General features: G+C 66.0%; 9 protein-coding genes. 7 read left to right on the plus strand and 2 right to left on the minus strand.

Annotated elements, in window-relative coordinates; genetic code table 11:
* Window positions 1-246: 246 nt before the first annotated feature.
* Window positions 247-1,092: a hypothetical protein gene (locus tag HOQ23_RS18415; RefSeq protein WP_172216641.1), complete on the minus strand. Its 846-nt coding sequence runs from the start codon at window positions 1,090-1,092 to the stop codon at window positions 247-249.
* A 548-nt stretch (window positions 1,093-1,640) separates the two neighbouring features.
* On the opposite strand from HOQ23_RS18415, the gene HOQ23_RS18420 reads away from it, so the two are divergent.
* From HOQ23_RS18420 to HOQ23_RS18445, 6 genes are all read left to right on the plus strand, one after another.
* Entirely contained in the window at window positions 1,641-2,195 is a 555-nt protein-coding gene (locus tag HOQ23_RS18420; RefSeq protein ID WP_172216643.1) for a hypothetical protein, read from the plus strand.
* Between the two features lie 177 nt (window positions 2,196-2,372).
* Window positions 2,373-2,891 carry a helix-turn-helix domain-containing protein gene (locus HOQ23_RS18425; RefSeq protein WP_216654420.1) on the plus strand — a complete coding sequence of 173 codons (519 nt, stop codon included), beginning with the start codon at window positions 2,373-2,375 and terminating at the stop codon, window positions 2,889-2,891.
* Between the two features lie 44 nt (window positions 2,892-2,935).
* Complete coding sequence (locus HOQ23_RS18430; RefSeq protein WP_216654421.1) at window positions 2,936-3,451, plus strand: DUF6036 family nucleotidyltransferase; 516 nt, start codon at window positions 2,936-2,938, stop codon at window positions 3,449-3,451.
* A gap of 300 nt (window positions 3,452-3,751) precedes the next feature.
* On the plus strand, window positions 3,752-5,683 hold the full coding sequence (locus tag HOQ23_RS18435) for a class I SAM-dependent DNA methyltransferase (RefSeq protein WP_172216647.1): 1,932 nt from the start codon (window positions 3,752-3,754) through the stop codon (window positions 5,681-5,683).
* Window positions 5,684-5,886: 203 nt separating this feature from the next.
* Window positions 5,887-6,936: a restriction endonuclease subunit S gene (locus tag HOQ23_RS18440; RefSeq protein ID WP_172216649.1), complete on the plus strand. Its 1,050-nt coding sequence runs from the start codon at window positions 5,887-5,889 to the stop codon at window positions 6,934-6,936.
* Window positions 6,936-10,136 (plus strand): type I restriction endonuclease subunit R, encoded by a 3,201-nt coding sequence (locus HOQ23_RS18445; protein ID WP_172216652.1) that lies wholly within the window; start codon window positions 6,936-6,938, stop codon window positions 10,134-10,136. Before HOQ23_RS18440 ends, HOQ23_RS18445 begins: the two co-directional genes overlap by 1 nt.
* Before the next feature lie 323 nt (window positions 10,137-10,459).
* Here HOQ23_RS18445 and dnaB read toward each other — a convergent pair whose 3' ends face one another.
* Entirely contained in the window at window positions 10,460-11,920 is a 1,461-nt protein-coding gene (gene dnaB / locus HOQ23_RS18450; RefSeq protein ID WP_172216655.1) for a replicative DNA helicase, read from the minus strand.
* Between the two features lie 399 nt (window positions 11,921-12,319).
* Here dnaB and HOQ23_RS18455 point away from each other — a divergent pair, with 399 nt between their 5' ends.
* Window positions 12,320-13,675: an MATE family efflux transporter gene (locus tag HOQ23_RS18455; RefSeq protein WP_367650572.1), complete on the plus strand. Its 1,356-nt coding sequence runs from the start codon at window positions 12,320-12,322 to the stop codon at window positions 13,673-13,675.
* Window positions 13,676-13,679: the final 4 nt, after the last annotated feature.

Raw genomic sequence — 13,679 nt, forward strand, 5'->3', positions numbered from 1 at the left:
CCCTTGCGGGCCACGGCCACGACGTCGTCGCGGAACTCCTTGGGATAGGGCTTTGCCACGGGGACATCCTTCCGCTTGAGGTCGAAACCTCAGAGGTCAGGTGTCAACTCAACTGGGGGCAGTCCCGGACTCGGGTCATCGGGCCAACGACGGCCCGGATGAGGTCATCGGTGCCCAACCTCACCTCGAATGTGGTGCCGCACGCACTCGCGGAGCGTGGGAGGTCTGGAACGTCGAACTCGCTCATCACCGCTCCTGGTCCGCGGCCCAGAGCAGAGGTGTCGCGAGACGGATCGGCTGGTCGAGATCAGGCGTCCCAACGTGACCATGCGCCAAGGCGTACAGTGCCGCATCCAAGCCCACCAACGACGGGCAGCCCACGCTCGGCAGGTCCAAGGTCTGACCGAACCCCAAGTGCCCGCGGATCACGCCGTAGAACCCGCCCATCGTCCGCGGCCGGCGCAGCGCCGCGACCTCGACCAGGGCCTCCAAACCAGCGTCATAGACGCGGTACCGCGCCAGACGGTCGAGATTGACCCGCTGCTGCTTCGATAGCGACCCACGAACCTCGAAGCCGACCCGAGCGCATCTCAGTGCCTCAGCGGCGAAGTCGAACATCAACCGCACCCGCTCCTCCGACGACCGCTCATCCGGTTTGACGGCGTACACGGTCCACTCCTGCCCGCGTCGCGCGGCTAGGTCAGGCACGTGGAGTACCGAACCTCTCGGATGGCGCCACAGCATCAAGAACGGTTGCGCCAGCAGGTCACTGACCCGCGGATCGAGACTCAACTTGAGGGCGTGGAAGCGCTCCAGTTGCGACTCCAGTTCCAACATCGTGGCCTTGCCCTCGCGGATCACCGGGTACATCGCGATACGGCTCTGAGCGCCCTTGTACGTCCCGATCCGGCGAACAGATTTCACCGCTTCCAGCGACGGCACCTGCATCTGCGATACCGGGTGTATAACCGCCCGATCCCGGACGTTCCACACGATCTGACACCGGCCCGGGTCCAAATCCCCAGACGCGATGAGCGCCTCCGCGTCCACCCGCGGCATCAGTGAGCCGACCGCAGCACGGATCGCTGGCACCATCCGCCTCGTACCGCGCCGGGCCGTGGCTTTCGGCAACAGTGCGTGCGGCCCGGGAAGAGAGACGGATCGAGCCTGGGTGGCCCCGATAGGCGTCGCGGCACTCACTGAGCCGCCCTGCCTGAGAGACCAACGTGGTCATTGCACGCCGCACTGTGCCGCCCGAGGTGGCGTATGCGCGCCGGGTCTAGAAGAATGGGCACAGCAGCCCCTTCCGTCGACTTGCGTTGTCGTATCCGCGAAGGGATCTGCGAGTGAAGCCCGCGAACTGTGCCAGCAGTCGCGGGCTTTGCGCTTCTCAGTGCTCTCTCGAGGCCCCGTCGCCCTGTCTCCGAAGTTACGACCATCCGCAGGGCTGCGGCAAGTGTTAAAAAAACGGCCCGCGGAAATCTCAACGTGTCATTTTCACGCGCAGCATCCGCATCTACCCTGTTCACATGCGGTACTTCGCGATCGACAGCACCGGAGTGAGGCCTACCCAAGCGCTTCCCGGATCCGGGGAAAAAGATCAAGGGCGCCCGTGTCGCGCACCGACCTGTCGACGGCAGGTGAAGAAGGACTCCACCTCAGGGGAGACCCGTGGACGCAAGAAGCAGTTCTGCAGCCGGAGTTGCGCAGAGCAGTTCGCACGCACCAGGCAGAGACTCGATGAGGCGATCGACGAACTTGTCAGCGCGCTGGACTCTGAGCAGTGGACGGCACGGCAAGAACGACAGTTGGCGTCGCTCCTGCGGGGTCTGCTTGATCAACGTTCGCTGTACGTCACCCCTGCCGAGTTCTTGGCTGTCACCCTCGACGACGTTGAGCACGTCGGCGACTTCGGCAAGCGCCCGACAGCCGGTCTCATCCGCGGATGGCTTCACCGCCCGCGTCCCCGGCCGGAGGTCGCATGTAGGCGATGCTCAGGAACGGGAGAGGACGAAAGAGGTCGGCGCCTCGGGCGTCTGCGAGGCCATCGCATCGCAGACCGAGACGCACGCGACATGGTCCGCGACGTCTTGTGGCAGATCGCCTCTCACAACCCCGGCTACGTGCTCAGCGACTGGTATCGCATGGCCGAAGACTGGGCGAACTCGCGCCCGAAGCACGGAAGTGAGCGCTGACGCTCGCCATTCGGGGCGCGCCCAGCGTCGGCCCAACAGCCCCCGCACCGAAGAGAGCGCCAAGACATGCCATCAGCCGCGCGCGATGGGCCAGAGCCCTCGGCAGAGGTTGTGGATGACCGCCGTGCCCGCAGGCATCGGGTTGTGTTTTTGGTGTTTGCGCGTGAGAATCACACCGTGACCACGACGACGCTCGAACCGATGCTGAGGACCGGCGAGGTCGCCCAGATCCTCGGGTCCTCGCGCCAGCATGTCGTCGACCTGTGCGATAGCGGCAGGATCCGATCCGTGCGCGTCGGCAGTCACCGGCGCATCCCGCGCAGTGAGCTCGAACGCGTCAAGCGCAGCCCGCTGACCCGCGAGCAGGAGAAGTCGCTGTGGCTGCACCGCGCACTGGTCACGCCACTGGTCCTCGACCCCGAGTCGGTCATCTCGAAGGCGCGCGCCAACATCGAGCGTTGGCGCGAAACCCAGCGTCACGACGGCATGACAGCGCGCTGGCTGAGCCTGTGGGAAGAAGTCTTGGACTCCGGCGTCGACACAGTGATCGACAGGGTGACCTCGCCAGACCCGGAGGCGTGCGAGTTGCGGGCGAACTCTCCATTCGCCGGAGCCCTTTCCGAGGAAGTCCGCACTCAGACGCTGCGCTCGTTTAAGCGCCACTGGCGAGACGAACACGAAGACCTTGCGTCTTGAACCGTCAGCAACTAGCGCACGTACTGCGCTCAGCGTGTCAGATCGTGGATGACCCAGATGTGCTCGTTCTGGGTTCGCAGTCCATCCTCGGCACGTTCGACGAAGACGACCTCCCCGCGGAAGCAACCGCCTCGCTCGAAGCGGACGTGGCGTTCCTCAACGATCCCGACCGTGACAAGGCCGACCGGGTCGAAGGCACGATCGGGGAATTGTCACCGTTCCACGACACGAACGGTTACTACGCCGAGGGGATCCACGTGAGCACGGCCGTCCTGCCGCGCGGGTGGCGTGATCGACTCGTCGGGTGGGGCCTGGTGTCCTCTGCGCCCGCGCGTCCGCACTTCTTGGACCCGCACGATCTGGCGGTGTCGAAGATGGTTCGCCTCAGCGAGAAGGACCGGTTATTCGTCGGGGCACTCATCGAGGCCAGGATGCTCGACGTACAGAGGCTGCGCGAGCGCGCCGAGATGCTCGACGAGAAATACGAGAAGCACCGGATACGCATCCATGGGTACTTGGACTTCTACGACCGCGGCGCTGGCCGTCCGGGCGTGGAGTGATTTTCACCTGAGTAGTGCCGACCGCTCGCGAACCTCGACTTCGCCCGACGCGACTCACGGATCACACCTACCGCGGCATGACAGCGCGACCGTTCCGATTCGCACCGTGAGGTGAGGGGTTAACGCGCAAAAGGGCTTGCTCGTCTGCGGAGAACTAGGCGCCGCCCATCCACTAGCCATCGCTCGATGGCATAGGACTGCTGTAGACAGAGTGAGGGTCGATAGCCTGCGACCTCACCCCAGCAACAGGAGCCTCACCCCGTCATGATGGTCGACTCTAAGACAGGCAAGCCGCAGTCCATGTCCGTGTGGGTCTGGGGCATCTCGGATCTACTCCGCGGCGTCTACAAACCGCACGAGTATGGCCGTGTGATTTTGCCGTTCACGATCTTACGTCGAATGGACTGCGTCATGGAGCCGCCAACCGGCGCGGACCGGCGCGCCGCAAAGCAGAACTACGGCAACACCTCCGGGCTGAGCCTGCCCGAGATCGTGGAGCAGGGCTCAGACATCCACACGAACTTGTTGAAGTTCATTGACGGGTTCGAGGGCGACGCGAAAGACATTTTCGACCGGTTCGGCATCGCTGCCCAGATCGACAAGTTGGACTCCGAGGGACTGCTCGCACCGGTGGTGCAGCGCTTCGCAACCCTCGACCTACACCCTGAGGCGGTCTCGAATACCGACATGGGCATGTTGTTCGAAGACCTCATCCGGCGGAGCCACCATGACTCGCCGGGCGAGGACTTTACTCCCCGTGACGCGGTCGCGCTCCTGGTCGACCTGCTGATCGCCGAACGCCGAACGCACATCGCCGCCACAAACGTCTCCCAGCGGATCTACGACCCGACCGCAGGCACCGGCGGACTCCTGACGGTGGCATCCGACCGGTTTCGAGACCTGAACCCACATGCGTCGTTGCGGTTGTTCGGTCAGGAGATCAACGATCAGTCGTACGCGGTGTGCAAGGCCGATGTGCTCTCCAAAGGCAAGACGTTCGGCGACATCAAACTGGGCAACACCCTCATCGACGACCAGTTCTCCACCTACAGCGGAACCAAGGGCTTCCACTACGTCGTGTCCAACCCGCCGTACGGCGTGGACTGGAAATCACACGCGGCCGAGGTGAAGGCCGAGCACGCGAAGGGCGACCGCGGCCGGTTCCCTGCCGGGCTGCCGCGGGTCTCCGACGGCGCGATGCTGTTTCTCCAGCACGTCGTGTCGAAGATGAAGACCCCGAAGAAGCGCCTAGACGACGGAGCATTCGACTGGCTCGACGGAGGCCGCGGCGCGATCGTGCTGTCGGCCTCCCCACTCTTCAATGGCGGCGCAGGGTCCGGCGAGTCGGAGATCCGCCGGTACTTGCTGGCCAACGACCTGGTCGAGGCCATCGTCGCGCTGCCCGCCGGCCTGTTCACCAACACCGGCATCGGTACCTATATCTGGCTGCTCGATAACACCAAGCGTCCTGACCGTCGTGGCAAGGTCCAGTTGATTGACGCGCGCGAGATCTACACGAAGATGCGCAAGAACGTCGGCGATAAGAACCGCGAGATGTCCGAGGCCGACCGGCGACGGATCCTAGACGCCTACGAGGCGTTCGAGGATGCCGACCCCGACGTCAGCAAGATCTTCGCGAACGACGCCTTCGGGTACTGGTTAATCACGCATGCGCGGCCGGTACCAATGCGCTACGTCGTCGACGAGGACGCCGTGGCGCGGGTTGTGATCTCAGCACCAGAGGCGTCCGACGTGGTCGCCGATCTTATCGGGCAGGAGTTCGAGACCGCACAAGCCCTGTTCGCGGCGCTCGGTGCGGCAGCGACGGCCCGGGGTGGCGCCGTCAAGACCGCTCACGCGCGCAACGCCGTCCGCGCCATCGGGCAACCCGTCGACGAGCACGAGAACGTCACCTACAAGGGCACCAGTCTCACTCCGAACCATCTAACCGAGACCGAGACCGTGTCGTTCGGCTACGCAGGTCCCGATGTGGAGCCGGACTACGACCGCGCCGAGGCCGAGTGCATTGCCGCATACATGGACACCGAGGTAAAGCCGTACTACCCGGACGCGGCAGTGGACGAGAAGAAGACGAAGATCGGCTACGAGATCCCGTTCACCCGACACTTCTACCGCTATGTCCCGCCTAGGCCGCTAGACGAAATCGACGCGGACCTGAACCGACAGGCTGCGCTTGTGATGGAGATGCTTCGGAAGGTAGAGGCGTCTTGAGCGGAGTTACCGCCTGGCTCGACGCCGTTCCAGATCACTGGCAGGTGCAACGAGCCGCCTCTCTATTCCTTGAGCGTACGACACGCTGTGCTCCAACCGACGTGCATCTGACGCCGTCACAAAGGTACGGAGTCCTGCCTCAAGCCGAGTACATGAAGCGCACGGGCTCCCGTGTCGTACTCAGCAACGTCGGGAGCGACTTGATGAAGCGGGTCGAGATCGGGGACTTCATCATCCACCTGCGATCGTTCCAAGGCGGCCTGGAACTATCCCGGCACCAAGGTCGCGTAAGCCCTGCGTACACGGTGTGTCAGCCACGGGAAGGATTCGACGTTGAGTACGGCCGGTGGCTTCTGAAGTGCAGCGGATTCATCGAGCGCCTTGCGACAACAACCGATCAACTCCGAGACGGTCAGGCCATCAAATTTGGCCTCTTCCGGCAGGTGGAGTTGCCTGTTCCGCCGATCACTGAACAGCGTTCCATCGCGTCCTACCTCGACCGCGAGACGACGGAAATCGACGCGCTGGTGGCGGCGCAAGAGGAACTCATTTCAACGCTGCGGGAACGGCGAGCAGCGGTGATCGACCGCGCGATCGCGGCGCATGGGGGACCAACCGTTACACTCTCCCGGCTGCGGCCGTACGTCACAAGCGGCAGCCGGGGTTGGGGCGACTATTACGCAGACCATGGAGAGCGATTCGCGCGTATCGGCAACCTCGGCCGCGGTGACCTGCGCTTGCGTGGCGAGATCCAGCACGTGCGTTTGCCGACTGGCGTTACGGAGGGAGCGCGTACCAAGCTGCGCCTTGATGACCTCTTGTTGAGCATTACGGCCTACTTGGGCAGCGTCTCGATCATCGACGACCCGTCATGGGTAGGGGCATACACGAGTCAGCACGTCGCTTTGTGCCGCTTCCCGCGGACCGCGGAGGTTCTTCCGCGGTACGTGGGCTACGCGCTACTGGCTCGACCAGGGCAGGACCAGTTGAAGATGTCGTCATTGGGTGGGACTAAGCAGGGGCTCTCTCTTGACGACGTGCGCGCACTCCGCGTCCCTCTACCCCCTATCGACGCCCAGCGCCGCACCACCGATTACCTGGATGAGAAGACCGAGGAGATCGACGCGCTGATCGCTGAGACGGAACGATTTATCGTTCTGGCGAAGGAGCGTCGTGCGACACTCGTCACCGCAGCTGTGACCGGGCAGATCGACCACACCACGCGGACCAAACACGCAGGAGCGAGCGACTGATGGAGGTCCATAAAGAGCGCCCCTTCGAGGACGCCATCTGCGAGCACCTTGCGGCCAACGGCTGGCACTACAGCGCCACGGATGCGGGGTATGACGTCGAGCGCGCACTGTTCCCCAACGACGTCTACGACTGGCTTGCTGAGGCCTACCCCGACGAGTGGGCGCGGTTGGCGGAGGTGACTCCGATTGGGCGTGACCCAAGGATCCACCTGCTCGACTCCCTCGTGACCCGCCTCGACAAGCACGGCAAGCCTGACGGCGGCACGGTCGGGGTACTTCGCCGCGACCACCGCCTCACCGGGCGCGGCAAAACGCTTCGGTTCAAGATGTGCCAGTTCGCGCCCGCCTCTAACCTCAACTCCGACCTTCTGCCGCTCTACAACAGAGTGCGGCTGCGGGTAATGCGACAGGTCCACTACTCCAAGCACAACAAGAGCCTGAGCATCGACCTCGTCCTCTTCGTCAACGGGCTACCCGTGGCGACGTGTGAAGTGAAGTCCGACTACACCCAGTCGGTCGCCGACGCGATCGAGCAGTACAAGGAAGACCGAACCCCCGGCACAGGCCGCTTCACCGAGCCGTTACTGACCGCCGGCGCCCGGGCTTTAGTCCACTTCGCTGTCAGCCACGATGAGGTCTACATGACCACGCGCCTGAACGGCGCGGCCACGATCTTCCTGCCATTCAACCAAGGGCGCGACAACGGCCCCGGCAATCCGGACAACCCCCACGGGCACGCCACCTCCTACCTATGGGAGCGCGTCCTCGCGCGGGAGAACCTCCTCGACATCTTGGGTCGCTTCGTGCACTCAGAGAAGATGCCAGACGCCGAGAACATGGAGAAGGCTAAGCGCCCGAAGGCAAAACTGCTGTTCCCGCGCTACCACCAATGGGATGCGGTCAAGTCCATCGTCACCGACATCAGGGAGCATCTGGCAGACCCCGCCACCACCGGCGTCGGCCGCCGCTACCTGATCCAGCACTCGGCCGGGTCGGGCAAGACATCCTCGATCGCCTGGACCGCGCACGCGCTGGCAACCCTGCATGCCACCGGGCCGGATGGCCGCGACAGAAAGGTCTACTCCTCGGTCGTCGTGCTCACCGACCGGACCGTGCTCGATGACCAGTTGCAGAAGGCAATCAAGGAGATCGACCAGACCGGCATCGCGGTCACGCCCATCAACGTCGAAGAAGCTCGGCGCCACGGGTACTCGTCCAAGAGCGAACTGCTCGCCTACGCCCTGAACCGCAACCACCCGATCGTGGTCACGACCATCCAGACGTTCCCGCACGCGCTAACCCTCATGGAGAACCAGGCCGAACGTCGGTTCGCTGTCATCATCGACGAGGCCCACCAGTCCCAGGACGGCGAGACCGGGCGCACCGTCGACGCAGCCCTCGCGAGGTCCGAAGGGCTCACCTGGGACGCGAGGCTACGGGTGTTCCTCGACGCCGACGGGGTGGAAGTAACCCGAGAGGAGTTCGACGACCGCATCGAAGCCGAGATGGCCAAGCGGGCATTGAGCGACCAGGTCACCTACGTAGCGTTCACCGCGACCCCGAAGGCGTCCACAATGACGCTGTTTGGCACCACCAACCCGTACACCGGCGAAGTACGCCCCTTTCACCTGTATACGATGAAGCAGGCGTTGGCCGAGGGGTTCATCCTCGACGTGCTCGCCAACTATCAGTCCGTCGACTTCAAGGCGCTCATCGACGAGGCGTCACGGCCGGGCATGACACCGTTCGACGAACGGCTCGTGGACCCGCGGTTGGCTCGCAGAGAACTGAACCGGCGGTTGTACGAAGACCCCGACCTGATCGCAGCGAAAGCGCGCTGGATCGTCGAGCACTTCACCCACAAGGTCGCCCCGCTGCTGTCCGGTACCGCGAAAGCAATGGTCGTCACCTACTCTCGCGTCGCCGCGGTCCGCTACCTCCGCGCCATCGAAGCCGAGGCGAGCAGGCTGGGGAGCGAACTGCGCGGGTTGGTCGCGTTCTCCGGCACCGTCACTGAGAGCGGCCGCGAAGAGTCGGAGTCGACGCTGAACGGCAACGCGAAGGAACCGGCCGACCTGTTTAAGGGCGACGACGCGTACTCGGTGATCGTCGTGGCCAATAAGTATCAGACCGGGTTCTCCGAACCGCGGCTGTCCGCGATGTACCTGGACAAGCCCGTCAGCGGCATCAACGCGGTCCAGACCCTCTCGCGACTCAACCGCACCATGCCCGCGGAGGGGAAGGACAAGGTATTCGTCGTCGACTTCACCAGCCGCGGCGAGCAGATGCTGAAGGCGTTCCGCCAGTTCCACACCGAAGCGAAACTGCCGCACGAGGTCGACGTCGCCCAGATCTACGACCTGCTCGCTGCTATCAACGGCGAAGGTCTCTACGACGAGGCGACCGTTAAGCGGGCAGTGGAGGGAGCGCTCGCCGGCGACCAAGCCGCGATGGATGCCGCCGTTGCGCCCGTCGCTAGGGACTGGCAGCGGCGGCTGGCTGAGGCCCAGAGTCGCGAAGACATCGAAGAGGCGTCGCGCCTGCTGAACTTCGCGGCCAACGTGTCCAACTTCCTGACCGCCTACTCGTTCATGTCGCAGGTCCACGACTTTGCCGAAGCCGCCCTGGAGAAGCAGCACTTGTTCCTGGGTCTGCTTAACAAGCGGTTCCGGCGTGACCCGTCCCCGCGGCCCGACCTGTCCGGAGTGGCGGTGCGGCTCCTCGAGGTCGAAGAAGGCGCCGTGGCCTCGCTCGTCTTCGGCAACGAGCCGGAAGACCTCGCCCCACCGGAGTTCGGAGTCTCTGACGGCGTCCGCGAAGATCCGGTAGAGGAGACGCTGCGCCACATCATCGACGAGTTCAACGCGCGCCTCGCCGATGCCGGAGTCGAGGTCAGTACCGAGAACTCGCCGGCGTGGCTGGACGCGCTCGTGGGTCTCGTACTGAACGACGAAGGACTTCGAGGCCAGGCCCGCGACAACGACCCGGACGACTTCGAGGACTCACTGGACCTTCAGATCGCCGTTGCGGAGGCCGTGCGAGGGTTCGGCGACGACGCTGCGGCGCTGGCCCAAGGGTTCCACTCCGACGGGGATGTGCAACGCGCCGTGGTGCAGGCCGTCAGCCAACTGGCCCATGTGTACGCAACCCAGCGCACCGGTAGGCATCAACCAGAACCGGACAGGACCGCCGAAGCCTGACTAACCAGCCGGGGCCCCTGACCGCCTACACCGAGGGTCGCCGGCGAGGTCGGCGGGACGAGGGTTCGCCCTCGTTCGTTGGCGGGTTTGGCGCGGTCGCTGGGAGCGCGGCGACGAGACCGTCTCGACCTAGGCCTCGCGCGCGTGCACGGCGAGCGAGGACCACGCTGGGGCATTCACAGCGACAACCTCGGCGCACCCAACGGCGCTCGCGACTCCTGCGCGTCTGAGAGCCAGTGGCGTAGACGTAGCACCCAGTATGAAATTTTTGCAGATTGGAGCCTTCAGTTTCAGTTTCGCGGGTTGTCGGCACCGCGGCCGGCTCAGTGCGCCATGTCGACGAACCGCGAGTAGTGGCCCTGGAAGGCGACGGTGATGTCGCGGGTGGGGCCGTTGCGGTGCTTGGCCACGATCAGGTCGGCCTCGCCGGGGCGGGTCGACTCCTTCTCGTAGACGTCGTCGCGGTGGAGCAGGACGACCATGTCGGCGTCCTGCTCGATCGAGCCGGACTCACGCAGGTCGCTGACCATCGGGCGCTTGTCGGCGCGCTGCTCGGGGCCACGGTTGAGCTGCGAGAGCGCGATGATCGGGAGCTCGAGCTCCTTGGCCAGCAGCTTGATCTGACGGGAGAACTCCGAGACCTCGAGCTGGCGGGACTCGACCTTCTTGCCCGAGCTCATCAGCTGGAGGTAGTCGATGACGATCAGCTTGAGGTCGTGGCGCTGCTTGAGGCGGCGCGCCTTGGCGCGGATCTCCATCATCGTCATGTTGGGCGAGTCGTCGATGAACATCGGCGCCGAGGAGACCTCGCCCATCTTGCGGGCGAGCTTGACCCAGTCGTCGTCGGTCATGTTGCCGTTGCGGATGTGGTTCAGCGGCACCTTCGCCTCCGCGGAGAGCAGGCGCATGGTGATCTCCGCGCGCGTCATCTCCAGGCTGAAGAAGCAGCTCGTGAGGTTGTTGTGGATCGAGGCCGCGCGACAGAAGTCGAGCGCCAGCGTGGACTTACCCATCGCGGGTCGGGCCGCGACGATGATCATCTGACCCGAGTGCAGGCCGTTGGTGAGGTCGTCGAAGTCGGCGAAGCCGGTGGGCACGCCGTAGATGCCGGCCTCACGGTTGGAGATCGCCTCGATCTCGTCCAGGACGCCGGTCATGATGTCGCTCAGCGGCGCGTAGTCCTCGCCCGTGCGCTTGTCGGCGATCTTGTAGACCTCGGCCTGGGCGTTGTCGACGACGTCGTCGATCTGGCCCTCGCCGGCGTAGCCGAGCTGGACGATCTTGGTGCCGGCGTCGACGAGGCGGCGCAGGATCGCCTTCTCGCGCACGATCTCGGCGTAGTAGCCGGCGTTGGCCGCGATCGGGACGTTGGCCGCGATCGTGTGGAGGTACGGCGCGCCGCCGATGCGCTGGAGCTCGCCCTTGCGCTGGAGGTCGGCGGCGACGGTGACCATGTCGACCGGCTCGCCGCGACCGTAGAGGTCGATGATCGCGTCGTAGATCGACTCATGCGAGGGCCGGTAGAAGTCGGTGCCGCGGATCGTCTCGGAGACGTCGGCGATCGCGTCCTTCGAGATCAGCATCGCGCCGAGCACGGACTGCTCGGCGGCCATGTCCTGCGGCGGCGTGCGGTCGCCCGGACGGGAGGGACGCTCCCCCGGCGCGTAGGGGACCGGACCGTCGCCCCAGTCCTCGAACGGCGGCTCAGGAATGTCCTGCTCCGACTGCTCCGCGACGCTCAAGCCTGCCTCCTCCACGGCGAAGTACCACTGATCGACTGGCATCGCCGACCCTAGGAAGAGCCACCGACAGCTCCCTTCGGAGCCCCCTCGCCCCGCGACCGTACGCGCCCGGAGGACCCCACCGACACCACCTTGTCCACAGGCCCTGTGGATAACTGGGGATAACCCGTGGACGACACGCACGGAAGATGTGCACAGGCTGGGGAGGGGGCTGTGGATGAATCGCCCCTCGCGCCCCCTGCACCCCCTCTGACCTGCGCAGACGCAGTTGTGCCGGTGTGGAGCAAAATTCGTGGACAACTGTTTTGGCTGGGGATCGCGACACGCCCGGGGGATGTCGACAAAGCCACCCGGGGACGGGATTTACCGGCGAAACCCCCGAGTTATCCACCGATGGGGGCCGGTCTGCTGCTAAGGGCGACCGGTCCCTACGATCAGCCGGTGAGCACGTCGCCGACCCGCGCCCAGGACCGGGAGATCCTGCGCCTCGCCGTCCCCGCGTTCCTCGCCCTGGTGGCCGAGCCGCTCTTCCTGCTGGCCGACGCCGCCGTCGTCGGCCACCTCGGCACCCGCGAGCTGGCCGGCCTCGGGATCGCCGGCGCCGTGCTGCAGACCGTGGTCGGGCTGTGCGTGTTCCTCGCCTACGGCACGACCGCGAGCGTCGCGCGGCTCCTGGGTGCCGGCAACCGCCGCGCCGCCCTCGCCCAGGGCATCGACGGCATCTGGCTGGCCGTGCTCATCGGGTCGGTGGCGACCGTGCTCGGCATGGTCTTCACCCACCCCCTGGTCTCGGTGTTCGGCGCGAGCCCCGGCGTCACCGACGACGCGGCGACGTACCTGCGCCTGGCGTTCCTCGGCACCGTCCCGCTGCTGGTGATGCTCGCCGCCACGGGCGTGCTGCGCGGGCTGCAGGACACCCGCACCCCGCTCGTCGTCGCCGTCGGCGGCAACGCCCTCAACGTCGTGCTCAACGTGGTGCTGGTCCACGGCGTCGGCTCGTACGCCGGCATGGGGCTGGCCGGTTCCGCGATCGGCTCGGTGGTCGCGCAGGTGGCCTGCGCCGCCGCGCTGGTGGCCGTCGTGGTCCGCGGCGCACGGCGCGAGGGCGCCTCGCTGCGCCCGCACCCGGCGGGGATCCGGCTGGCGGCCCGGGCGGCCGTCGCGCTGGTCGTACGCACCCTGACCCTGCGCGCGGCGCTGCTGGTCACGACCTACGCCGTGACCGCCGGCGCCGCCCCCGGGGACGACGCGGTGCCGGTCGCCACCCACCAGCTCGCGATGACGCTGTGGACCTTCCTGGCCTTCGTCCTGGACGCGATCGCCATCGCCGCCCAGGCCCTCACCGGGCGCCACCTCGGCGCCGGGGACGTGGCGAGCACCCGCGCCGTCACCCGGCGGATGGTCCGCTGGGGGATCTGGTCCGGCGTCGTCACCGGCCTGCTGCTCGCCGCCTCCGGCCCGTTCCTCGGGCCGCTGTTCACCCCCGACCGGGCGGTGCACGAGGCACTCGTGCCCGTGCTGCTCGTCGCCGCGCTGGCCCAGCCCATCGCCGGGGTCGTGTTCGTCCTGGACGGCGTGCTGATCGGCGCCGGCGACGGCGCCTACCTCGCGCGCGCCGGCACCGTCGTGCTGCTCGCCTACGCGCCGGTGGTCCTGGCGCTCGCCGCGCTGGGCAGCGGGCTGACCTGGGTCTGGGCGGCGTTCGGGGCGGTCTTCATGGGCGCACGCCTCGTGGTGCTGCTGCACCGCGCCCGCGGAGACGCCTGGCTGGTCACCGGAGCCGGCGCCGTACGCTGAGGAG

The sequence above is a fragment of the Nocardioides sp. zg-DK7169 genome (genome assembly GCF_013155365.1).
Lineage (GTDB): Bacteria > Actinomycetota > Actinomycetes > Propionibacteriales > Nocardioidaceae > Nocardioides.

Bases quoted from the DNA above. Each gene is read 5' to 3' on its own strand.
- HOQ23_RS18445 (WP_172216652.1), top strand. From the start codon at position 6,936: ATGGAGGTCCATAAAGAGCGCCCCTTCGAGGACGCCATCTGCGAGCAC.
- dnaB (WP_172216655.1), bottom strand. From the start codon at position 11,920: ATGCCAGTCGATCAGTGGTACTTCGCCGTGGAGGAGGCAGGCTTGAGC.
- HOQ23_RS18440 (WP_172216649.1), top strand. From the start codon at position 5,887: ATGAAGCGGGTCGAGATCGGGGACTTCATCATCCACCTGCGATCGTTC.
- HOQ23_RS18435 (WP_172216647.1), top strand. From the start codon at position 3,752: ATGTCCGTGTGGGTCTGGGGCATCTCGGATCTACTCCGCGGCGTCTAC.